Source organism: Cellulomonas sp. P2_B4 (assembly GCF_056404795.1).
Genome location: NZ_JBFUDI010000010.1, coordinates 106,756 through 129,582, shown reverse-complemented (window position 1 = coordinate 129,582; position 22,827 = coordinate 106,756). Strand labels below are relative to the sequence as shown.

The 22,827-nt window shown below is 73.9% G+C and carries 21 protein-coding genes; 19 read left to right on the top strand and 2 right to left on the bottom strand.

From position 1 onward, the window contains the following. Positions 1-46 precede the first annotated feature (46 nt). The 3 genes from AC1DZC_RS16430 (at position 47) to AC1DZC_RS16420 (ending at position 4,117) form a co-directional block, all read left to right on the top strand. Complete coding sequence (locus AC1DZC_RS16430) at positions 47-1,558, top strand: hypothetical protein (RefSeq protein ID WP_477044003.1); 1,512 nt, start codon at positions 47-49, stop codon at positions 1,556-1,558. Next, complete coding sequence (locus AC1DZC_RS16425; protein WP_477044002.1) at positions 1,555-2,505, top strand: phosphate ABC transporter ATP-binding protein; 951 nt, start codon at positions 1,555-1,557, stop codon at positions 2,503-2,505. Before AC1DZC_RS16430 ends, AC1DZC_RS16425 begins: the two co-directional genes overlap by 4 nt. Before the next feature lie 229 nt (positions 2,506-2,734). Continuing rightward, the gene (locus AC1DZC_RS16420; RefSeq protein WP_477044001.1) at positions 2,735-4,117 is read left to right on the top strand and encodes a C40 family peptidase; all 1,383 of its coding nucleotides are present in this window, start codon (positions 2,735-2,737) and stop codon (positions 4,115-4,117) included. A 130-nt stretch (positions 4,118-4,247) separates the two neighbouring features. Here the strand turns inward: AC1DZC_RS16420 and AC1DZC_RS16415 are convergent, their stop codons facing one another. Together AC1DZC_RS16415 and AC1DZC_RS16410 are read right to left on the bottom strand one after the other, a co-directional pair. Beyond that, positions 4,248-5,207 (bottom strand): hypothetical protein, encoded by a 960-nt coding sequence (locus AC1DZC_RS16415; protein ID WP_477044000.1) that lies wholly within the window; start codon positions 5,205-5,207, stop codon positions 4,248-4,250. 225 nt (positions 5,208-5,432) lie between these two features. Next, positions 5,433-5,930: an inorganic diphosphatase gene (locus AC1DZC_RS16410; RefSeq protein WP_477039684.1), complete on the bottom strand. Its 498-nt coding sequence runs from the start codon at positions 5,928-5,930 to the stop codon at positions 5,433-5,435. Positions 5,931-6,095: 165 nt separating this feature from the next. Between AC1DZC_RS16410 and AC1DZC_RS16405 the strand changes: the two genes are divergently transcribed. The 16 genes from AC1DZC_RS16405 (at position 6,096) to AC1DZC_RS16330 (ending at position 22,711) form a co-directional block, all read left to right on the top strand. After that, positions 6,096-7,508, top strand: a complete 1,413-nt coding sequence (locus AC1DZC_RS16405) for a D-alanyl-D-alanine carboxypeptidase/D-alanyl-D-alanine-endopeptidase (RefSeq protein WP_477043999.1) — start codon at positions 6,096-6,098, stop codon at positions 7,506-7,508. A gap of 63 nt (positions 7,509-7,571) precedes the next feature. Further along, complete coding sequence (locus AC1DZC_RS16400; protein ID WP_477043998.1) at positions 7,572-8,606, top strand: zinc-dependent metalloprotease; 1,035 nt, start codon at positions 7,572-7,574, stop codon at positions 8,604-8,606. Continuing rightward, a complete protein-coding gene (tilS, locus tag AC1DZC_RS16395; protein ID WP_477043997.1) occupies positions 8,603-9,592 on the top strand; it encodes a tRNA lysidine(34) synthetase TilS in 990 nt (329 codons plus the stop codon). Before AC1DZC_RS16400 ends, tilS begins: the two co-directional genes overlap by 4 nt. A 23-nt stretch (positions 9,593-9,615) precedes the next feature. After that, positions 9,616-10,170, top strand: a complete 555-nt coding sequence (hpt, locus tag AC1DZC_RS16390) for a hypoxanthine phosphoribosyltransferase (RefSeq protein WP_477039688.1) — start codon at positions 9,616-9,618, stop codon at positions 10,168-10,170. Positions 10,171-10,299: 129 nt separating this feature from the next. Then, complete coding sequence (ftsH, locus tag AC1DZC_RS16385) at positions 10,300-12,327, top strand: ATP-dependent zinc metalloprotease FtsH (protein WP_477039689.1); 2,028 nt, start codon at positions 10,300-10,302, stop codon at positions 12,325-12,327. Further along, positions 12,324-12,941: a GTP cyclohydrolase I FolE gene (gene folE, locus AC1DZC_RS16380; RefSeq protein WP_477039690.1), complete on the top strand. Its 618-nt coding sequence runs from the start codon at positions 12,324-12,326 to the stop codon at positions 12,939-12,941. The genes ftsH and folE overlap by 4 nt, the downstream gene beginning before the upstream one ends. 45 nt (positions 12,942-12,986) lie before the next feature. Continuing rightward, positions 12,987-13,892, top strand: a complete 906-nt coding sequence (gene folP, locus AC1DZC_RS16375) for a dihydropteroate synthase (RefSeq protein WP_477039791.1) — start codon at positions 12,987-12,989, stop codon at positions 13,890-13,892. Next, complete coding sequence (gene folK, locus AC1DZC_RS16370; protein ID WP_477043996.1) at positions 13,889-15,475, top strand: 2-amino-4-hydroxy-6-hydroxymethyldihydropteridine diphosphokinase; 1,587 nt, start codon at positions 13,889-13,891, stop codon at positions 15,473-15,475. Before folP ends, folK begins: the two co-directional genes overlap by 4 nt. Further along, the gene (locus tag AC1DZC_RS16365) at positions 15,475-15,966 is read left to right on the top strand and encodes a DUF3180 domain-containing protein (protein ID WP_477039792.1); all 492 of its coding nucleotides are present in this window, start codon (positions 15,475-15,477) and stop codon (positions 15,964-15,966) included. Before folK ends, AC1DZC_RS16365 begins: the two co-directional genes overlap by 1 nt. Before the next feature lie 43 nt (positions 15,967-16,009). Next, positions 16,010-16,519 (top strand): PH domain-containing protein, encoded by a 510-nt coding sequence (locus tag AC1DZC_RS16360; RefSeq protein WP_477043995.1) that lies wholly within the window; start codon positions 16,010-16,012, stop codon positions 16,517-16,519. Beyond that, entirely contained in the window at positions 16,516-18,201 is a 1,686-nt protein-coding gene (locus AC1DZC_RS16355) for a PH domain-containing protein (protein ID WP_477043994.1), read from the top strand. Before AC1DZC_RS16360 ends, AC1DZC_RS16355 begins: the two co-directional genes overlap by 4 nt. Then, positions 18,198-19,187: a Rossmann-like and DUF2520 domain-containing protein gene (locus tag AC1DZC_RS16350; protein WP_477039694.1), complete on the top strand. Its 990-nt coding sequence runs from the start codon at positions 18,198-18,200 to the stop codon at positions 19,185-19,187. The genes AC1DZC_RS16355 and AC1DZC_RS16350 overlap by 4 nt, the downstream gene beginning before the upstream one ends. Continuing rightward, entirely contained in the window at positions 19,184-20,101 is a 918-nt protein-coding gene (gene panC / locus AC1DZC_RS16345; RefSeq protein ID WP_477043993.1) for a pantoate--beta-alanine ligase, read from the top strand. Before AC1DZC_RS16350 ends, panC begins: the two co-directional genes overlap by 4 nt. Then, complete coding sequence (gene panD / locus AC1DZC_RS16340) at positions 20,098-20,547, top strand: aspartate 1-decarboxylase (RefSeq protein ID WP_477039696.1); 450 nt, start codon at positions 20,098-20,100, stop codon at positions 20,545-20,547. Before panC ends, panD begins: the two co-directional genes overlap by 4 nt. Beyond that, entirely contained in the window at positions 20,544-22,268 is a 1,725-nt protein-coding gene (locus AC1DZC_RS16335) for an L-aspartate oxidase (RefSeq protein ID WP_477043992.1), read from the top strand. Before panD ends, AC1DZC_RS16335 begins: the two co-directional genes overlap by 4 nt. Then, complete coding sequence (locus AC1DZC_RS16330) at positions 22,265-22,711, top strand: N-acetyltransferase family protein (protein WP_477043991.1); 447 nt, start codon at positions 22,265-22,267, stop codon at positions 22,709-22,711. The genes AC1DZC_RS16335 and AC1DZC_RS16330 overlap by 4 nt, the downstream gene beginning before the upstream one ends. Positions 22,712-22,827: the final 116 nt, after the last annotated feature.

Below are 22,827 nucleotides of genomic sequence, written 5' to 3'. Positions count from 1 at the left end.
CACCACCTTCCGCCGTCCCACCCGCCCGCGCTCCGAGGAGTCGTTCATGTTCCTGGCCACCCGACCTGGCACGCGTGCCGTGGTCCCGCTGCTCGTCGCGCTCGTCGCGCTCGTGTTCGGGCCCCTCGCGGGGACGGCCTCGGCGGAGGACGGCACGGCCGCCTGGTCGGTGACGCCGACCACCGCGGACGGTGCGGCGGACAGCCGGACCCGCGTCGACCTGCAGCTCGACCCCGGCGGTACCGTGCACGACCAGGTGCTCGTGGCCAACGCCTCCACGGCCGAGCAGACGTTCACCGTCTACGCGGCCGACGCCTTCAACACGGCCGACGGCGGGTACGACGTCCTGACGGCCGCGACCCCGTCGACCGACGTCGGGACCTGGGTGACCATGGCCGCCCCGACGGTGACCGTCCCGGCCCTCGGCACCGCGATCGTCGGGTTCGACGTCACCGCGCCGACCGACGCCAGCCCGGGTGACCACTCCGGCGGGATCGTCGTCTCGCTCGCGAGCCCGTCCGCCGGGAACGACGGCGTGATCATCGACTCGCGGGTGGCCGTGCGGCTGTCCGTCCGGGTCTCCGGCGAGCTGACGCCCGCGCTGGAGGTCCGCAACGTGTCCGCCTCGTCCGGGGGGAGCCTGGTGCCGTTCGGAGCGAGCGTCGCGACGGTGACGTACGACCTCGTCAACACCGGCAACGTGAAGATCGTCGGCACCCCGCGCGTGCGTGTCACCGGGCCGTTCGGCACGGCGCGGACCGAGGTGACGCCCGGGAACACCGCCGAGGTGCTGCCCGGGCAGTCGTTCGTCGTCGAGACCGAGGTCCCGGGGGTCCCGCCCCTCGTCGTGATGACGGCGACCGTGGACGTCGAGATGGTCGCCGCACCCGGCCCGCAGACCGAGATCCCGCTGACCAGCAGCACCGCGCGCGGTGTGTTCCCGGCTGTGCCGTGGACGGGTCTGCTGGTGCTGCTGCTCGTCGCCGGCGCCGTCGTGCTCGTCGTGTGGCGTCGGCGGAAGCGCCGGAAGGAGGGGGAGCGGCTCTGGGCGCAGATGGTGGCCGAGTCCGGACGCCAGGGGGTGCCCGTCGGGACCCCGCCGGCGCGCGCGCTCGCGCTCCTCGTCGCGCTCGTGCTGGCGGGTCCGGCCCTCGGGTTCGGGTTCGGGCTGCACTCCGAGGACAAGAACGGTGGATCCGTGACGTTGCAGGTGCCTCCCGCCGGGGTCGCCGGTTCGACCGGGTCCCTGTCCGGGTCGTCGGGCGGCGCCTTCCGCGGCGGCAACGCGGGCGGGCAGACCGACCCCGTCGACACCGCTGATCCAGCCGCGCTGGCGGCGACGGACGACGCCGAGGATGCTCCCTCGAGCGCGCCGACCGCGCAGGCGTCCGCTCCGGACACGGTGTGGCGCAAGCCCCGAGGCTGGACGCCGGTGCAGTGGGGGCTCGTGATCGCCGCCGGGATCGGGGCCGCCGTCGCKGGCGGGCTCGCCCTGCGCGCGCGCTCGGTCCGGACCGCCGCCACCTCCACCGCGGCCGCCGCCGGCGGCGTCGCGTGATGCGGCCCGCCGGCGAGACGCCGACCCACCAGTCCACCCAGACCGTCGTCCTGGCCCCCGTCGACGAGGGCGCCTGGGCGGCACCCGCACCGGTGGCGCCCGCCGCGGTCGAGGCCGGTCGTCGCGGGTCGCGCCGGGCGCCTGCCCTTCCCGCGGCCATCGCGCCCCGCGGGCTCGCCGACCTGCGGGGGCAGGAGATCTCCGCCTGGTTCGGTGACCACCTCGTGCTCGACTCGGTGTCCCTGACCATGCCCGCGGGCGCGGTGACCGCGCTGATCGGTCCGTCCGGCTGCGGCAAGTCGACCTTCCTGCGCATCCTCAACCGGATGCACGAGCTGGTGCCGAGCGCCGCGATGGCCGGCCGGGTGCTGCTCGACGGCGAGGACATCTACGACCCCCAGCGACGGCTCGTCGATGCTCGTCGGCAGATCGGCATGGTCTTCCAGAAGCCCAACCCGTTCCCGGCGATGTCGATCTACGACAACGTCGTCGCCGGCCTCAAGCTGACCGGGGTCAAGGCCTCCCGCAGCGAGAAGGACTACCTCGTCGAGAGCAGCCTGACCAAGGCGGGACTGTGGTCGGAGGTGCGCAACCGGCTCTCGGCTCCGGGCGGGGGGCTGTCGGGCGGCCAGCAGCAGCGGCTGTGCATCGCGAGGTCGCTCGCCGTGCAGCCGCGTGTCCTGCTCATGGACGAGCCGTGCTCCGCCCTCGACCCGACGTCCACGAGGGTCATCGAGGAGACCATGCTGTCGCTCCAGCAGGAGGTGACGATCGTCATCGTCACGCACAACATGCAGCAGGCCGCGCGGGTCTCGCAGAAGTGCGCGTTCTTCCTCGCCTCGCAGGGGACGCCGGGCGTGATCGTCGAGCACGGGGACACGCGCGCGATCTTCGAGTCGCCGCAGGACGAGCGCACCGAGGCGTACGTGAACGGCCACTTCGGCTGACGGTTCCTCGCGCCGTCCGCTCGTGCTCGGGCCTCGACGTGCCGATACACAGGCATTCGGGTGATGTGACCGTTCTTGTGTCGGGTTCGTCCCCAAGTACACGCGTGTGACTCGTGGGACTGATGTGACAGGTGTTCACTTCTGAGGTTTCGGCAGGTAGCGTCCCCCAGGGGCGACCGGCCGGTCGCGCCTTCCCGACGACCACCGTCGGCCGACCAGCTGGAGGATCGTGAGCCCGAGCGCCGCATCGAGGACCCTTCGGGGCCTGGCGACGTTCGCGTGCGTCGGCACCCTCGTGCTGGGCGGCGCGTCGCACGTCGTCGCTGCACCACCGGCACCGAGCCCGCCGTCTGCCCAGGACGTGCAGGACGCCAAGGGCGCGGTCGCGTCCGCGTCCCGGTCCGTCGCGGGCATGGAGGTCCGGCTCGCGCAGCTGAGCGCCGCCACCGACGCGGCCGAGCTCAAGGTCCAGCAGCTCGGGGACGCGTACACGCAGGCCCTCGCGGACGCCGACACCGCGCAGCAGGCCTCCCGCGACGCGAAGGCGGCGTCCGCGGCGGCCGACACCGACGCCGAGACGGCCCGCCGCCAGCTCGTCGCGATCGCCCGCGAGGCCGCCCGGTCCGGTGGCTCGACGGACCTGCTGCAGGCCGTGCTGTCGGCCGACGGGTTCCAGGACGTCGCCAACCGCAGCGCGTCGCTCGAGCGGATCAGCGGCAAGACCGACGAGGCCGTGCAGAAGTACCGCGCCTCCCAGCTCATCTCGGGGATGCTGGCCAAGCGCGCCCAGACGGCCGCCGACAAGGCGACCGCCGCCAAGGCCGCAGCCGCCGACGCCCTGACCGCCGCCGAGCAGGCCCAGAGCGACGCCGTCGCCGAGCAGGCGTCCGCCGCCGCCGAGCGCGACACCCTCATCGCCCAGCTCGCTGCGGCCCGCCAGACGAGCGCCGAGGTCGAGCGCGCCCGCCAGGACTTCCTCGACCAGCAGCGCCGCGACCGCGAGGACGCCGCCGCGAAGGCCGCCGCCTACCGCCCGCCGCCGGCCGCGGTCGCGCCGCCCGCGGCCGTCACCCCGCCGGCGACCACGCCGCCGCCGGCGACCACCACCCCGCCGGCTACGACCACCCCGCCGGCGACCACCACCCCGCCGGCCACCACCACTCCTCCCGTCACGACGCCGCCCCCGGTGACCACCCCGCCCGCCGTCAAGTACGGCCTCGGCACGGGCACGTCGCGCAGCTCCGCGGGCACCGCCGCCGCCGCGCTGGCGTGGGCGCAGACGAAGATCGGCCTGCCCTACGGCTGGGGCGACGCCGGCCCGAGCTCCTACGACTGCTCCGGCCTGACGATGCGCGCCTACCAGTCGGTCGGCATCAACCTGAACCGCACCACCCGGGACCAGTACAAGCAGATCCTCAAGATCAGCTACGACGACATGCGCCCCGGCGACCTCATCTTCTGGTCCACCGACCCCAACAACGTCGAGGCGATCTACCACGTGGCCATCTGGGCCGGGAACGGCCAGATCATGGAGGCCCCGCAGCCGCTGGCCCCGCTCCGCATGATCAAGATGCGCTGGGCAAGCACGATGCCGTACGCGGGCCGCCCGTAACCCCCTGCGCTTCCCCGCAACGTCCGCGCTCGTGTGGCCTATAGCGCCGACAAGTGCGGACGTTGCGCAACCCATCTCAGCAACGTCCGCGCTCGTGGGGGCTATGGCGACCACGAGCGCGGACGTCCGGTCAGGGTCGCCAGCCTGCTCGGCGGAGGGCTCGCTCCACGGCGTCCAGGTGCCGGTCCGGGTGCAGACGAAGACCGAGGCTCGGGATCCGGAGCACGACGTCACCGCTCAAGGCGATCTCGTTGTGACGCAGGCTGTCCTCGACCCACCGGTCGGCGTCGAGGTGCCCGACGCCGTCGATCTCGACGACCACGCGCCATCGGCTCCATCGGACATCCAGGTACGCCCGTCCTCCTCGAGCCTCGACCACGACCTGCCGATCGGGCTCGGGGAGCCCGCGCCGACGGCAGTGAGCGGCGAAGTCGAGCTCGTTGAGGCTCGCGACGCCGTGGTCGATCTCCCGCAACAGGCCCCGCAGCAGGGTGCGACGCCTGTCCCGACGCACGAGATCGAGCGCCCCGGCCACGGCTGACACCGTGGTCAGGCGCTGTTGGATCGGACTGATCAGGAGCAGGGCGGCCTCGCGATCGGTCCTCGCCCAGAGCGCAGCCTGGACGGTCGCGGTCGCGGGCAGCATGCGGACGACTCCCTCGGTGGTCACGTCGTCGTCCCGCCAGCGCCTCGTCTCGTGGACCCGGACGCCGCTGGGCGCCGGCACCGGGTGCGACGACTTCGGCGCCGCGACGTGAATGTGTCCGTCGTCGGTGATCCCCTGGAGCCCGCACGCGAGCAGGGCCGTGATGCCCGCCAGTGCGGCCCGGGGCGTGCTCCCGACGATCGAGCGCGGCGCGCACTCCAGCACCGCGAGCCACCAAGCGACGAGCGAGCCATGCGGGGAGGGGAGGACCGCGAGAGTCTGCCGGCCCAGCGGTCGCCACCGCTCGCCACGGATCTCCGCGCGCACCTGAGCAGCCGTGAGTCCCAGCGAGCTCAGCTGTGACCTGGTCAGCAGCCCGGCCTGCTGACGCGCGTGCGACCGCGCGAGCTCGCGGCGCGCTCGACGCTCCGTCTCGTTCGTCATGGGGAGACGGTCCTCGTCGCGTACCGCCCGGACAGCCGTCAGCCAGGACCTGTGGATGACCCCGCCGCCGAACGACCCTGTGGACGGCTCACCAACGTCCGCACTTGTGTTGCCTATGACCACCACGAGTGCGGACGCCACCGGTGAGAAATGCGCAACGTCCGCACTCGTGCGCCGTATAGCGAACACGAGTGCGGACGTTGCGGGAAAGCGAACAGCCCAGCGTCAGTGGCTGTAGTAGTTCGTGTCGATGGCGCGCTGGCGGCTGAGCTCGATCTCGGCCTCGGCCTCGGCGCGACCCGTCCAGTGGGCGCCCTCGACGGACTTGCCGGGCTCCAGGTCCTTGTACACCTCGAAGAAGTGCTGGATCTCGAGCCGGTGGAAGTCGGAGACGTCGTCGATGTCCTGCCGCCACGCGGCGCGCTGGTCGCCGGTGGGGACGCACAGGACCTTGTCGTCGCCGCCGGCCTCGTCGCGCATGCGGAACATGCCGAGAGCACGGCAGCGGATGAGGCAGCCCGGGAACGTGGGCTCCTCGAGCAGCACCAGGGCGTCCAACGGGTCGCCGTCCTCACCGAGGGTGCCCTCGATGAAGCCGTAGTCGTCGGGATAACGGGTCGAGGTGAACAGCATCCGGTCGAGCCGGATACGCCCCGTTGCGTGGTCCACCTCGTACTTGTTGCGCTGACCCTTAGGGATCTCGATCGTGACGTCGAACTCCACAGCTCTCCTCCGCCCGTGCGTCCGCGCCCGGGGGTTTCCGGGCCGGCGGTCGCAGCGACACTCGTCGTGCGGCGCGCCGGGTGTCAGGGGCGCCTTCGTCTCGGACAGTAGTCTGACGCACCGAACGGCCGGGAACGAGTGGGGACAGGGCGGGGTGGGGTGACGATGACCACAGCGGGACGGGTGGTGGGCACGGGCCTGCTCGTCGTGGTGCTCGCCGCGGGCGCGTACGCCACCGCCGACGCCTACGACAAGGTCCCCGGCCTGGTCACGCTGGCCGCCGAGCCCGCGCCGCCGAACCCGTTCCCGACGGCTCCGGGTGCGGTCGAGCCGGCGGCGCTGGTTCCCGCCCTGACCGATCTCGACCCGCAGGTCCCGCTGCCGGGAAGCCCGACGTTGCAGGCCATGGTCGACGGGCTCGTCGCCGACCCGCGCATGGGCACCAGCGTCGGCGTCCTGATCCAGGACCAGCTCACGGGGGAGACCTTGGCCAGCCATCTTCCCGACGAGGGCCGCACGCCCGCGTCGACGGCGAAGCTGGTCACCGCGATCGCAGCGCTGAGCACGCTGAGCCCGGACATGACGCTGCCGACGACGGTGGTGCGCGGCGACGGCAACCGGATCGTGCTGGTCGGGGGCGGGGACATGATGCTGGCCGCGGGCGCCGGCGMCCCGGCCGCGACCGAGGGGCACGCTGGCCTGGCCGAGCTCGCCGCGCAGACCGCCAAGACCCTGCAGCTCGAGGGTGCGACGACGGTCGAGCTCGGAGTCGACGACGGCCTGTTCACCGGCCCGCGGCTGAGCCCGGCCTGGAACCCGGCGGACATCGCCGCGGGGTTCGTCGCACCCGTGACCGCGCTCGCCGTGGACACGGCCAAGATCAAGCCCGGTGAGTACCCGCCGCGCTACGCGGACCCGTCGCTCGCGGCGGCGCGGACGTTCGCGGTGCGGCTCGCCGAGAACGGCATCACGGTCACCGGCTCGCCGTTCCGGGCGGACAAGCCGGCGAACGGCCGCGAGATCGGGCGGGTCGAGTCGGCCACGCTGGACAAGATCGTGCACCACTTCCTCGACACGTCGGACAACACCATCACCGAGGTGGTCTCGCGGCTGGTGGCCATCGACGAGGGGCTGCCGGCGACGTTCGACGGCGGCTCGGCGGCGGTGCTGCACGCGGTGGACGTCGCGGGCGTCGACACCACGGGGTCCCACCTGGTCGACGCGTCCGGCCTGGGCGCGGGGTCGATCCTGCCGCCCAGCCTGCTCACCGGTCTGGTCCGGCTCTCCACCGACCCGGCCAACCCCGACCTGCGCGACGTCGCGACGGGCATGCCGATCGGTGGCCTGACCGGGACGCTCTCCGACCGCTACACGCAGTCGCAGGCGCGCGGGATGGTGCGCGCGAAGACCGGAAGCCTCCCGCACGTCACCGCCCTGTCCGGCACCGTCCTCGACGCCGACTCGCGCCAGCTCGTCTTCGCCGTCCTGGCCGACGCCACCCCCGACGGCGGCCAGTGGGGCCCGCGGGCAGCGATCGACGAGTTCGTCACCAGGCTCGCGGCCTGCGGCTGCCGCTGACGGCTCTTGCGCCGACGGCTGAACGCACGCGGCGTGCGTGACGGCGCCGGTTACCGTGACGGTGTGGAGCCCTCCGGGAACGAACAGAGCCTCGTCGACTGGCAGAAGGCCGCGGCGATCGCGGGGCGCCTGGCGATGCCCGGCCCGACCGCCGAGCGAGGTCAGCTGGAGAGCCTCGTCGACGAGCTGCGCGACGCGGCCGGCCGCGCGGCGGGGCACGTGGCGCGGATCGCGCAGCTCGAGGCCGCGGACGGCACCGACCCGAAGGACGTCTCGAACGTGCTGGTGGTCGACCGCCCGCGCTGGGCGCAGGCCAACGCGGAGATGTTCGGCGTGATGACGGGCGGCGTCCAGGCGCCCGCGGGCCCCGGCACGCGCGCCGCGGGTGCGCTCCAGGTGGGCGGCGTGCTCGCGCTGCTGTCCACCAAGGTGCTCGGCCAGTTCGACCCGTTCACGCCGCAGGCGGGCTACCACGGGCGCCTGCTCCTCGTCGCGCCCAACGTGCTGCACCACGAGCGCAAGCTCAAGGTCGACGGCTCCGACTTCCGCCTCTGGGTGGCCCTGCACGAGCAGACCCACGCGATGCAGTTCGCGGCCGCGCCGTGGCTCGCGGAACACGTGCGGTCGCGTGCGGCGGAGCTGCTCGCGGACCTGACGGGCGAGGGCGCCCGGGCCGACCTCATGGGATCCGTGACGAAGGCGTTCGGTGACGGCGGGATCCTCGACGCGCTCTCGCCGGAGCAGCGGACGGTGTTCGAGGAGGTCGGCGCCGTCATGGCCCTGCTCGAGGGCCACGCCGACGTGACGATGGACGAGGTCGGTCCGTCGGTCGTGCCGACCGTCAAGAACATCCGCCGGGCGTTCGACGCCCGCCGCGACAGCGCGTCCCAGGGCAAGGGGCTCGACCAGGTGCTGCGTCGGCTGCTGGGCCTGGACGCCAAGCTGGCGCAGTACCGCGACGGGGCGAAGTTCGTTCGGGAGGTGCGCAAGAAGGTCGGGACCTCGGGGTTCAACGCGGTCTTCGCGTCCGCGGACAACCTGCCGCAGCCCCGGGAGATCGCCGATCCCCGCGCCTGGGTGCGACGGGTGCACGGGTGACCGGTCCCGCTCCTGCGGTCGCCGCGGTCCGGTCGGCGGTCGCCGCGGCCCTCGAGGACGTCGGCCCGGGCGAGCTGGTGCTCGTCGCCTGCTCGGGCGGGGCCGACTCGCTCGCGCTCGCGGCGGGCGCGGCCTTCGTGGGCAGGAGGGCGGGCTGGCGGGTCGGGGCGGTCGTCGTCGACCACGGTCTGCAGGAGGGTTCCGACGACGTCGCGCAGGCCGCCGCGGCCGCGTGCGAGGGGCTCGGGCTCGACCCGGTGCAGGTGGTGCACGTCGACGTGACGGGTGCGGGCGGCCCCGAGGCGGCGGCCCGCGCGGCCCGCTACGAGGCCTTGGACGGGACGCAGGCGACCGCCGTGCTGCTCGGCCACACCCTCGACGACCAGGCGGAGACGGTCCTGCTCGGCCTCGCGCGCGGCTCGGGCGCGCGGGCGCTCGCGGGCATGCCGGCGGTCCGGGGCCGGTTCCGGCGCCCCCTGCTCGGGCTGCGTCGTGCGGACACCGAGGCGGCGTGCGCGGCCCAGGGGCTCACGCCCTGGCAGGACCCGACGAACGACGGCTCGCACTCGGACGCGCCCCTGCGCAGCCGGGTCCGTGCCGAGGTGATGCCCACGCTCGAACGCGTCCTCGGCCCCGGGGTCGCGCAGGCGCTGGCCCGGACCGCCGCCCAGCTGCGCGAGGACGCGGACGTGCTGGACGGCCTCGCCGACGCGCTCGTGCAGGAGCTGGGGGCGAACCCCGACGGGCTGGACGTCGAGGTCCTGGCGAACGCCCCGGACGCCGTCCGCCGACGCGCCCTGCGCACCGCGATGATCGCTGCGGGCAGCCCGGCGGGCGCGCTGAGCAGGGACCACGTCCTGGCCGTCGACGCACTGGTCACCCACTGGCACGGGCAGGGTTCGGTCGCACTTCCCGGCGGGGTGGCCGCACGCCGGGCGTATGGCAGGCTTGCACTCGGCCAGGCGGACCTCAGCGCCCAGCCGTAGCACGACAACAAGGAGCGACTTCGGTGGACCCGGCGGACATGGGAGACGACCTCGAGCGGGTGCTCCTCTCTGAAGAGCAGCTGCACGGTCGTCTCGACGAGATCGCGGCGCAGGTCGACGCCGACTACGCTGGCAAGGACCTCCTCCTGGTGGGCGTGCTCAAGGGTGCCGTGATGGTCATGGCCGACCTCGCGCGGCGCCTGCACTCGCCGGTCCAGATGGACTGGATGGCGGTGTCCTCCTACGGGTCGGGCACCAAGTCGTCCGGCGTCGTCCGCATCCTCAAGGACCTCGACGCGGACCTCACCGGGCGCCACGTCCTGATCGTCGAGGACATCATCGACTCGGGCCTGACCCTGTCCTGGCTGCTGTCCAACCTGCGCTCCCGCGGCCCCGCGACCGTCGAGGTCGCGACCATGCTGCGCAAGCCCGAGGCGGCCAAGGTCGAGGTCGACGTGCGCTACGTCGGGTTCGACATCCCCAACGAGTTCGTCGTCGGATACGGCCTCGACTACGCGGAGAAGTACCGCAACCTGCCGTTCGTCGGCACGCTCGCGCCCAAGGTCTACGGGGCCTGAGCAGCGCCGGGACGCGCTCGCGCTCGTGTGCGCCCTCGGTGAACACGGTCGGGAGAGGCCAGGTTCATCGGGTAACTTCGAGCAACCAGACCCGCGAGCGGAGGATGAGGGGCTCGGCCCCGATCACCCATGAACGTCAAGCGCCTTTCTCGTAGCCTCCTGCTGTGGATCTCCCTCGCGGTGGTCCTGGCGGTGTTCGGGTTCAGCTCGATCAACCAGCCCAAGGTCAGCAGCATCGACACCTCCGACGGCATGTCCCTGATCGCGGACGGCAAGGTCGAGCAGGCCAAGATCACCGAGGGCGTCCAGCGCGTCAACCTCACGCTCGCCGAGGACTTCGTCAAGGACGACAAGAACTTCGGCAAGCTGGTCCAGTTCAACTACGTCGTCCCGCAGGGCGAGTCCGTGGTGAACGCGATCGCCGAGGCCAACCCCAAGGACGGCTACACGTCCGACGTCCCGCAGAGCCCGTGGTGGCTCAGCGTCCTGACGTTCCTGATCCCGCTGATCATCATCATCGGCCTGTTCTTCTTCCTGAGCTCGCAGATGCAGGGCGGCGGCTCGCGGGTGATGAGCTTCGGCAAGTCGCGCGCCAAGCTCGTCAACAAGGAGTCCCCGCAGGTCACGTTCGCGGACGTCGCGGGTGTCGACGAGGCCGTCGAGGAGCTGCAGGAGATCAAGGACTTCCTGGCCGAGCCCGCCAAGTTCCAGGCGGTCGGGGCCAAGATCCCCAAGGGCGTGCTGCTGTACGGCCAGCCCGGAACCGGCAAGACCCTGCTCGCGCGGGCGGTCGCCGGTGAGGCCGGGGTGCCGTTCTACTCGATCTCCGGCTCGGACTTCGTCGAGATGTTCGTCGGCGTCGGCGCCAGCCGTGTGCGCGACCTGTTCGACCAGGCCAAGCAGAACGCCCCGGCGATCATCTTCATCGACGAGATCGACGCGGTCGGTCGGCACCGTGGCGCCGGCATGGGCGGCGGGCACGACGAGCGCGAGCAGACGCTCAACCAGATGCTCGTCGAGATGGACGGCTTCGACGCCAACGCGAACGTCATCCTCATCGCGGCGACCAACCGCCCCGACATCCTCGACCCCGCGCTGCTGCGCCCGGGCCGCTTCGACCGCCAGGTCGCCGTGGACGCCCCCGACCTGAAGGGCCGCGAGCGGATCCTCCAGGTGCACTCGCAGGGCAAGCCGATGGCGCCGCACGTCGACCTCAACGTCGTCGCGCGCCGCACGCCCGGGTTCACGGGCGCGGACCTGGCCAACGTGCTCAACGAGGCGGCACTGCTCACCGCGCGCACGGGCCAGCAGATCATCACCGACGTGACGCTGGACGAGGCGATCGACCGGGTCATTGCCGGCCCGCAGAAGCGCACCCGGGTGATGAACCCCAAGGAGATCAAGATCACCGCGTACCACGAGGGTGGGCACGCCCTGGTGGCGACCGCGCTGCGGTACACCGACCCTGTCACCAAGGTGACGATCCTGCCGCGAGGCCGCGCGCTCGGGTACACGATGGTCATGCCGACCGAGGACAAGTACTCGACCACCCGCAACGAGCTGCTGGACACGCTGGCCTACGCCATGGGTGGCCGCGTCGCCGAGGAGCTCGTGTTCCACGACCCGACGACGGGCGCCAGCAACGACATCGAGAAGGCGTCGGCCACGGCCCGCAAGATGGTCACGCAGTTCGGCATGAGCGCCCGCCTCGGCGCGATCCAGCTGGGTCAGGCGTCCGGCGAGGTGTTCATGGGCCGCGACATGGGCCACCAGCGTGACTACTCCGAGGACGTCGCCGCGTCGATCGACCTCGAGGTGCGCGCCCTGATCGAGCGGGCGCACGACGAGGCCTGGGAGATCCTGGTCGAGTACCGCGACGTCCTGGACGCGCTCGTGCTCGAGCTGCTCGACAAGGAGACGCTCAACCAGGAGCAGCTCGCCAGGATCTTCGAGCCGATCACCAAGCGCCCGCCGCGCCAGGTGTGGCTGTCCAGCGACCAGCGCGCCGTCTCGGACCGCCCGCCGGTGATGACGCCCGCCGAGCTCGCAGCGCGCAACGGCAAGCCGATCATCCCCGAGGACGAGGCCGCCGAGGCGTTCGGGTTCCCCGGTGAGCAGATCGTGCAGCTCCCGCCCGGCCAGACCCCGGACGCGTGACCGTGGGCGACATCGGTCCCGCCACCGCGCACAAGGGCTCCGCGATCGGCGAGTACGACCAGGACCGCGTCGAGGCCGCCATCCGCGAGCTGCTCATCGCCGTCGGCGAGGACCCCGACCGCGAGGGTCTGCGCGAGACGCCGGCCCGTGTGGCCCGCTCCTACAAGGAGATCTTCGCCGGTCTCTTCCAGGAGCCGGCGGACGTCCTGACGACGACCTTCGACCTCGGCCACGACGAGATGGTCCTGGTCAAGGACATCGAGGTCTACTCCACCTGCGAGCACCACCTGGTCCCGTTCCACGGGGTCGCGCACGTGGGCTACATCCCGGGCGTCGACGGCCGCATCACCGGGCTGAGCAAGCTCGCCCGGCTGGTCGACGTGTTCGCGCGCCGCCCGCAGGTGCAGGAGCGCCTCACCGCGCAGATCGCCGACGCCCTCGTCGCCGAGCTCCAGCCGCGCGGCGTGCTCGTCGTCGTGGAGTGCGAGCACCTGTGCATGTCGATGCGCGGCGTCCGCAAGCCCGGCTCCCGCACCGTGACGTCCGCGGTCCGTGGGCAGATGCGTGACGTCGCGACGCGGGCCGAGGCCATGAGCCTCGTGCTCGGCCGCTGACGCACCTCGAGCGCCATGACGGGCACCCCTAGGCTCGGCAGGGTGATGGGTCTCCCGGACGTCGGTCGGACCCTCGTGATGGGCGTCGTCAACGTCACGCCCGACTCGTTCTCCGACGGCGGCCGCTGGTTCACCCCGTCCGCGGCCGTCGCGCACGGGCTCGAGCTCCTCGCGCAGGGCGCCGACCTGCTGGACGTCGGCGGCGAGTCCACCCGCCCCGGCGCACGTCGCGTACCGGTGCAGGACGAGCTCGACCGCGTCCTGCCGGTCATCGACGGGCTCGTCGCGCGCGGCGCAGTCGTGAGCGTCGACACCACCCGCGCGGTCGTGGCACGCGAGGCCGTGGCGCGGGGCGCGCGCCTGGTCAACGACGTCTCGGGCGGTCTGGCCGACGACGACATGTACGGGGTGGTCGCCGAGACCGGGACCGCGTACGTCGCCATGCACTGGCGCGGGCACGCGGACGTCATGGACGACCTCGACGACTACGACGACGTGGTCAGCGACGTCCGGCGCGAGCTGGCCGCCCGGGTGGCGGGCCTGCGCGCGGCCGGGGTGCGCGACGAGCAGGTGGTGCTCGACCCGGGCCTCGGGTTCGCCAAGGCGGGCGCGAGCAACTGGCCGCTGCTGGCGCGGCTGCCCGAGCTCGTCGCCGACGGCTTCCCCGTGCTGGTCGGCGCGAGCCGCAAGCGCTTCCTCGGACACCTGCTGGCGGGGGCCGACGGGGAGCCGGCGCCGCCCCTGGCGCGCGATCGCGCGACCGCCGCGGTCTCCGCCCTGGCCGCGGTCGCGGGGGCTTGGTGCGTCCGGGTGCACGAGGTGGCAGGCTCGGCCGATGCGGTACGGGTGGCCGCCGCCTGGCAGTCCGGGCGTGCCGTGGCCCCCACGGACCTGCCCGACGACGAGCTCGCAGTGGACGAGGACGCACGAACCGGAGGGAGCACGCGGTGACCACCGACGAGCAGTGGGAAGGCGGCGTCCTGGACGGCGGGGGCCGGCTGCTGGACCAGATCCGGCTCACGGGCATCACGGCCACCGGCTATCACGGCGTGTTCGAGTTCGAGCGCCGCGAGGGTCAGACCTTCGTCGCGGACGTCGTCGTGCACATGGACACCCGGCGCGCCGCTGCCCGCGACGACCTGGCGCACACGCTCCACTACGGCGTGCTCGCCGAACAGGTCTCCGCGGTCCTGTCGGGCGAGCCCGTCGACCTCGTCGAGACCGTCGCCGAGCGCATCGCCGCCACCGTCCTGTCGCACGCGATCGTCCAGGCCGTCGACGTCAGCGTGCACAAGCCGCAGGCGCCCATCGAGGTGCCGTTCGGGGACGTCGTCGTGCGGATCCGTCGCGACCGCGCCAAGCTCCCCGCCGCCGAGCCGTACCTGCCGCGCGCGCAGTCCGAGGCGCAGGCTCCCGTCCGGCACACGCCCACGCCGACGGCGACGTTCCCGGTGACCCCGGCGCCGGGCGCCCCGCTGGTCGCAGGGGTCGCGGCAGCGGCAGCGGTGCCTCCCGTTCCTCCGCCGCCCGCACCCCCCGCTCCGCCCGTCGTCGCGCCGCCGGTGCCGGTCGCCGCTGCCGGGGCCGTGGTCCCGCCGACCATCCCGTGGTCGGACATCGTGCAGCCGATCGGTGCCGACCTGCCTGGCGCCCCCGGCGGGCTGTCGAGCGAGGGTCCGGACGGTGCGGTCGCCGCCGTCGTGCCGACGACCTTCGAGCCGACGGGGCTCACACCGACGCCGCTCACGCCGCCGCCTGCACCGGCGCCGCTCACGCCTCCCGAGCCCGTCGCAGACGTCGACGACGAGCCGTCGCCGTCCGACGCCCCGACCGGCGACGTCCCGCTCGTCGCCGCGGCTGCGGGTGCGCAGGACGTCGGGACCGGCGGCACCCAGCTCGTCGAGACGAGCAGCGACGCGGTCGTCGGCGAGATCGTGACCGACGCGCTGGACCTCGCGCCCGCCTCCGTCGCGGACGTGGTGCTGGCCCTCGGCGCGAACCTCGGGGCGGCGCAGGACACGCTGCGCGCCGCGGTCGACGCGCTCTCGCACACGCCGGGCCTCGAGGTGGTCCAGGTGTCGCCGCTCGCGCGGACGGCGGCGGTCGGTGGGCCCGAGCAGCCCGACTACCTGAACGCGGTGGTGCTGGCGCGCACGCTGCTCTCGCCGCGCGAGCTCCTGCGGGTGACCCAGGCGATCGAGCAGAACCACGGCCGGGTCCGCGAGGAGCACTGGGGGCCGCGCACGCTCGACATCGACATCGTCGTCTACGGCTCCGTGCTGGCCGTGACGGACGACCTCGAGCTGCCGCACCCGCGGGCGCACGAGCGTGCGTTCGTGCTGGAGCCGTGGGCGCAGGTGGACCCGCACGCGATCCTGCCCGGGCTCGGCGGGGGACCCGTGGCGGCGCTGGCCGCCACGGCGCCGGACCGCGAGGGCATCCGCTGGCTCGCGCTCGACTGGCTGACGGCCGCGCAGTCGACGGCGACGACCGACGACGATGCGACCGACGACGGTGAGGCACCGCCGTCGTGATGCACAGCACCCGCTGGCAGACCCTCCTGCTCACCGCGGCGGTGGTCGCGGTCGGCACCTGGATCGTCCTGCGTTCGATGGCCTCACGCGGCGCGCTGCCCCCGAACGTGCCGTGGCTCGTGGTCGTCGTCGAGCTCGGCATCGCGGCCGTCGTCTTCGTGCTCGGGTGGCAGGTGCGCCAGTACCTGCAGGGCAAGCGGCCCAACCTCGACGCGCTGCGCGCGGCCCGCACGGTCGTGCTCGCCAAAGCCTCCTGCTACACGGGCGCCCTGCTGACCGGCTGGTACGGCGGGCAGGTGCTCGCGCTGCTCACGGGCACCGACGAGCCCGGCAACGGTGGGCGGACGCTGTCGGCGGCGATCGCGATGCTCGGCGGCGTCGTGCTCGCGGTGGTCGGTCTGGTGGTCGAGCGGTTCTGCCGGATCCCGCCGCCCGAGGCCGGCGCCGACTCGGCCCGCGAACGCCCGGCGCCGGACCCGACCACGCTGTGACGGACGCGCCGGCGCGATCCCGCGCGGTGACAGGATGGGCACCATGACCTCTGACGCGCTGCCGCCGAGCCGGGAGCCCTTCGACCCGAGCGACGTCACCTGGACCCCCGTGTCCCGCAAGCTGATCGGCGCACGGCTGACGGTCGCGGGCCTGTTCCTGGTGCCGCTGCTGGTCGTGCTCGTGATCGTGGCGGTGGCGGCCGGCGAGGCGTGGCTCTGGTCGCTGCCGGCGTTCGTCGTGCTGCTCGGCGTGTGGATCGGCTGGCTCGTGCCGCGTCAGGTCGGTGCGATGGCCTACGCGGAACGCGCCGACGACCTGCTGGTGCGGCACGGGATCATGTTCCGCTCGATGGTCGTGGTGCCCTACGGGCGCATGCAGTACGTGGACGTCAACGCCGGCCCGCTGGCCCGCCGGTTCGGGATCGCGACGGTCCAGCTGCACACGGCCGCTCCCGCGACGAGCGCCGCGATCGACGGCCTGCCGCCGCACGAGGCGGCCCGCCTGCGCGACCGGATGGCCTCTCGGGGCGAGGCCCGGCTGGCGGGGCTGTGACCGAGCCCTTCCCCGGCGCGCCGCCCGTCGAGCACGAGCCCGTCGAGGGGCCCGACGCGATCGTCGGCTGGCGCCGGATGCACCCGATCACCCCGGCGCTCAAGGGCTGGCGGATCCTGGCGGTCGTCGTCGGCATCGTCGTGATCCAGTCCGAGAACCTGCGCGAGGCCGTCGACCTGCGGCACGGCCGCACGTGGCTCATCGTGCTGGCCGCCATCGCGGTGATCGCCCTGATCGGGTTCGCGTACTCGTCGCTGGCCTGGCGCGTGACCCGGTTCGCCGTGACCGACGAGGCGGTGCACCTGCGCACGGGCCTCCTGTTCCGGCAGCAGCGACAGGCCCGCCTCGACCGGCTGCAGGCCGTGGACGTGGTGCAGCCGCTGCTGGCGCGGCTGGTCGGGCTGTCCGAGCTGAAGATCGAGGTCGCCGGCGGCGAGGGCTCCAGCGTCTCGCTCGCGTTCCTGCGCGAGGCCGAGGCCGAGGTGCTGCGGGCCGAGCTGCTCGCGCTGGCCGCAGGTCTGCGACGTCCGGCCGTGGCGGCGCCTGCGCCCGTCGCGTCGGCGCCGGACCAGGGCGGCATCCCGGTACCGACGACGACGCCCGCGCCGCCGGCCGTGTTCGGCGCGGCTCCCGAGCGCGAGGTCTACGAGCTGCCGATGGCGCGGCTCATCGTCGCCACGCTGCGTTCCGGGGCGGTGCCGACGCTCCTGCTCGCGGCCGCCGGCATCGTCGTCGCCGTCGTCGTGTCCGGCGAGTTCGGGGCGCTGTTCTACATGCTGCCCGCGATCTTCGGTGGCGCCGCGTTCGTCTGGAACCGGGTCAACCAGGGCGCCAACTTCCGGGCGGCCATCTCGCCCGACGGCATCCGCCTGCGCCACGGGCTGACCGAGAACCGCGCCCAGACCGTGCCCCCCGGCCGCGTGCAGGCCATCCGCCTCACGCAGACCCCGCTCTGGCGTGGCAAGGACTGGTGGCGCGTCGAGATCAACGTCGCCGGGTACGGCCAGGGCAACGAGTCGCAGCGGGACACCGTGCTGCACCCCGTGGCCACCCGCGGCGAGGCGATGACCGCCCTGTGGCTCGTGCTGCCGGACCTCGGGGTCGCGGACCCGGTGGCCCTGGTCAACGCGGCGCTGGACAGCTCCGGCGACGACGCGGGCTTCACGGGGGCGCCCCGCAGCGCCCGGTGGGTCGACCCGATCGGGTGGCGGCGGCACGGCTTCCGCGTCACCGACCGGGCGCTGGTCACCCGGTCGGGGAGGTTCTGGCGGCAGGTCGACGTGGTGCCGCACGAGCGGACCCAGTCGCTGGGCCTCGAGCAGGGGGCCATCCAGCGCAGGCTCGGGCTCGCGTCGTTCGTCCTGCACTCGACGCCCGGTCCCGTCGCGCCCCGCGTGAACCACCTCGGCGCCGCGATCGCCGCCGAGCTCCTCGACGAGCAGGCGGCCCGCGCCCGCACCGCCCGCGCGACCGCGTCGCCCGAGCAGTGGATGCGAGCCGTCGGGGTCCCGACGCCGGCCTCGCAGCCCGTGGCCGAGGTCCCGCCGACGCAGCCCGACGTCTCCGCATCGCAGCCCGTCGTCGACATCCCCGCGACGCAGCCCGCGGCCGACCTCCCCACACCGCGACCCGTCGCCGACGTCCCCGCGGTGCACCCCCCAGACCAGGGACCGCCCGCATGAGCGACCCGGCCGCGCGACCGGGCCGGCTCGGGGTCGGCGTCGTCGGCGCGGGACGGGTCGGTGCGGTCCTCGGCAGCGCACTGCGCGGTGCGGGCCACCCGGTGGTCGCCGTCTCMGCCATCTCGGAGGCCTCCCGAGAGCGCGCCGCCGCGCTGCTGCCGGGCGTGCCCGTGCTGGACATCCCCGAGGTGGTCCGTCGCGCGGAGCTGGTCCTGCTCGCGGTCCCCGACGACGCGCTCGCGGGCCTCGTGAAGGGCCTGGCCGACGTGGGCGCCTGGCAGGCCGGCCAGATCGTCGTGCACACGTCGGGTCGGTTCGGCGTGGACGTCCTTGCGCCGGCGCGGGCTGCGGGCGTGATCCCGCTGGCGCTGCACCCCGCGATGACGTTCACGGGCACGTCGCTGGACCTGGCCCGCCTGGTCGGCTGCTCGTTCGCGGTCACGGCGCCGGGCCCGGTGCTGCCGATCGGGCAGGCGCTCGTCGTCGAGATCGGCGGCGAGCCGGTGGTGCTCGACGAGGAGGCCCGCGGCCTCTACCACGCGGCCCTCGCGCACGGCGCGAACCATCTCGTCGTCCTCGTCGCGCAGGCCGCCCAGGCGCTCGCGGCCGCCGGCGTGGCGGATCCCGGACGGATGCTCACCCCGCTGCTCGAGGCGGCGCTCGACGGAGCGCTGCGCGCGGAGTCGCCCACCGATCCCGCCACCGGCAGCCGGGGCGCGGGCGCGATCAGCGCGCTGACGGGCCCGGTGCGCCGCGGGGATGCCGGCACGGTCCGCGAGCACGGGGTGGCGCTGGCGGGGTTCGCCGCCCGCACGGGGGCGGTGGACGTCGTCGAGGGGTACCGTGCTCTGGCCCGATCGGCCGCCGCCAGGGCGCTCGCGGCCGGTCTGATCTCGGCGAGCGCGGCGCAGGACGTTCTGGACGGCATCAACGAGGGCTCCCCGGCGTTGCAAGGGGACGTGAGCCCGCAGGAGGACGACCAATGACCACGCAGACCACGACGCCGACCCTCGTGCACACGCGCGAGGAGCTCGCCGCGGCGCTGGCGGTGCAGGACGTGCAGGCGGTGCCGCGCACCGAGGGTCGTGCCGCGCACACGGCGAGGCCGCACCGGCGGGCCGTCGTCATGACGATGGGCGCGCTGCACGCCGGCCACCTGTCCCTCGTCGCGAAGGCCCGTGAGCTGGCCGACGCCGTGGTGGTGACGATCTTCGTGAACCCGCTGCAGTTCGGCGCCGGCGAGGACCTGTCCCGCTACCCGCGCGACCTGCACGGCGACCTCGCGCTGCTCTCCGGCCCCGGGCTGCTGGGTCCCGACGACATCGTCTTCGCCCCCGACCCGTCCGTGATGTACCCGGACGGCGACCCGATCGTGCGGGTCAGCGCTGGCGCGATCGGCGACGTGCTCGAGGGCGTGTCCCGCCCCGGCCACCTCGACGGCGTCCTGACCGTCGTGCTCAAGCTCCTGCACCTCACCCGCCCCGACGTCGCGCTGTTCGGCCGCAAGGACGCCCAGCAGCTGGCCGCGGTCCGCCGCATGGTCCGCGACCTCGACGTCCCGGTCGTGGTGCACGGCGCCCCGCTGGTCCGCGACGAGGACGGCATGGCCCTCTCGAGCCGCAACGCCTACCTGTCCGACGACGAGCGCCGTCGCGCGCTCGGGCTGTGGCACGCGCTGCGGCTGGCCGCGCGCAAGCAGACGGTCGACGACATCCGGTCCATCGCCCTCGACACCCTGCAGGCCTCCGGCGTCGAGGACATCGACTACGTGGCGCTCGTCGACCCCGACACGTTCGACGAGGTCGACGCGTCCTTCCGCGGTGGGGCGCTCCTGCTGCTCGCCGCGACCGTGGGGAGCACGCGCCTGATCGACAACGCCACCGTGGAGGTCACCGCGTGACGAGCCTTCAGCGCACGATGATGACCGGCAAGATCCACCGCGCGACCGTCACCCAGGCCGACCTGCACTACGTCGGCTCGATCACGGTGGACGCTGCGCTGCTGGCGGCCGCCGACATCCTGCCCGGGCAGCAGGTGGACGTGGTCGACGTGACCAACGGGGCGCGCCTGACCACCTACGCGATCGCGGGCTCACCCGGCCAGGTCTGCGTCAACGGCGCGGCCGCACACCTCGTCCATCCCGGAGACGTCGTGATCCTCATCGCCTACGGCGCGATGGCCGACGACGAGGCCCGCACCTACGCGCCGCGCGTCGTGCTCGTCGACGAGCAGAACCGCGCGGTGGCGCTCGGCGACGACCCCGGCCAGGTCCCGGACTGGTCGGACCTCGAACCGAGCGGGCTGACGCTCGCCGAGGGGCGCGCACTCGTCGGGGAGAGCCGGTGACGGCGCTCGTCGGCGACCCGGCCGAGGCCGTCCGGACGGCCACCGCCCTGGCCACCCGGCTCGCGGCGCCCGCGCCGGGCTGGACCGTGCAGGCCGACGCGGTCGTCGTCGGGTCGGGGATCGCCGGCCTGACCGCCGCGCTCGAGCTGCGCACGCGCGTCCCGCGGGTCCTGCTCGTCACCAAGGACATCCTCGCGTCGGGCTCCACGGTCTGGGCGCAGGGCGGGATCGCCGCGGCGCTCGACCCCTCGGACTCGCCGGCCGCCCACCTGCAGGACACCCTCGTCGCCGGTGCGGGCCTGTGCGACCCGCGCGCCGTCGAGGTGCTGGTCACCGAGGGTCCCGCCCGCGTCCGGGAGCTGGTCCAGCGCGGTGCCGTGTTCGACCGGGCACCCGACGGCACCATCTCGCTGACCCGCGAGGGCGGTCACCACGCCGACCGGATCGTGCACGCGGGTGGTGACGCCACGGGTGCCGAGGTCTCGCGCGCGCTCGTCGCGCAGATCGAGGCGGTGCGCAACGACCCGGGCATCGAGGTGATCGAGCACGCGCTGGTCCTGGACGTGCTGACCGGCCCGCCGGGACCGGACGGCCGGCCCGGCCGCGCGTGCGGCGTGACGCTGCACGTGATCGGCGAGGGCCAGCGCGACGGCGTCGGCGCGGCCCTCGGCAGCGCTGTCGTGCTCGCGACCGGCGGCATCGGCCAGGTGTTCCGCTCGTCGACCAACCCGTCGCAGGCGACGGGCGACGGGATCGCCGCGGCGCTGCGCGCGGGCGCGGTGCTCGGGGACGTCGAGTTCGTGCAGTTCCACCCGACGGTCCTGTGGCTGGGCGCCGGCGTGAAGGGCCAGCTGACGCTCGTGTCCGAGGCCGTGCGCGGCGAGGGCGCCCTGCTGCTCGACACCGACGGCGTGCGGTTCATGCCGGACGTGCACCCCATGGCCGAGCTCGCCCCGCGCGACATCGTCGCCCACGCCATCGTGCGCCGGATGGCGCTCACGGGCGCCGACCACGTCTGGCTGGACGCCCGGCACCTGGGCGCGGACTTCCTGCGCCGCCGCTTCCCGACGATCCACGACCGGCTGGCCGAGCACGGGATCGACATGGCGACCGACCTGGTCCCGGTCGCGCCCGCGCAGCACTACCACTCGGGCGGCGTCGTGACGGACCTGGTCGGCCGGACCACGGTGCCGGGCCTGTACGCCGTGGGGGAGGTCGCCTGTACAGGCGTGCACGGCGCCAACCGGCTCGCGTCGAACTCGCTGCTGGAGGGCCTCGTGTTCGCCACGCGCGCGGCACGGCACATCGCGACGCAGCCGCTCTCGACGGTCGAGCCGGTCGAGCGGTCCGGGGACGCGGCGCTGGTGGCGGCGGCCTCCCGCTCCCGGGTCCAGCGCATCGCCTCGGACGGGCCGGGGGTCCTGCGCTCGGGCGAGGGGCTGCAGCGCGCGACGGCCGCCCTCGCTGCCGTGCCCACGGACGCGCACCTGCGCAGCGACGAGGGGCGCCGGCTGGCCGCACCCCAGGTCGCCGAGTGGGAGACGACGAACGTGCACCAGGTGGCGACCGTGCTGACCGCGACCGCGCTGGAGCGCGAGGAGAGCCGGGGTGGCCACGCCCGCAGCGACTTCCCCTCGCAGGTCGAGGCCTGGCGCCTGCGGCTGGAGGCCTCCCTGGACGCCGACGGCACGCTGACCACGCGCCGCGTGCCGCTCACGTGAGCGTCCGCTTCCGGCCCGCCCGCCTCGAGGATCTGGCGCGGGTCGTCGAGCTCATCGCCGACGACGTCGTCTCGGCCGAGCGCACCGGCGCCTTCGACGGCCGGCACCTCGCCGGCTTCGAGGCGATCGAGGCCGACCCGAACAACGAGCTGGTGGTCGCCGAGCTCGACGGCAAGGTGATCGGCACGATGCAGCTGACCTACGTCCCCGGGATCTCGCGGCACGGAGGAACGAGGCTGCTCGTCGAGGCCGTGCGCGTCGACGCACGCCTGCGCGGCGGCGGGATCGGCCGGCAGATGATGCTCTGGGCGCACGAGCGCGGTCGCGCGCGAGGCTGCGTGCTCGTGCAGCTGACCTCGGACAAGCGCCGGGCCGACGCGCACCGGTTCTACCGTTCGCTCGGCTACGAGCAGTCCCACGAAGGCTTCAAGCTGAGCCTGTGAGCCGTGTGCGCCTGTCTGCGCGGCGAGGGCGACCCTTCGCCCCGAGATCGCCCGTCCGCACAGCCGTTCTCGCGCCGGAGGGTCGATCTCGGCCGCGGCCGCACGGTCCCGGACGG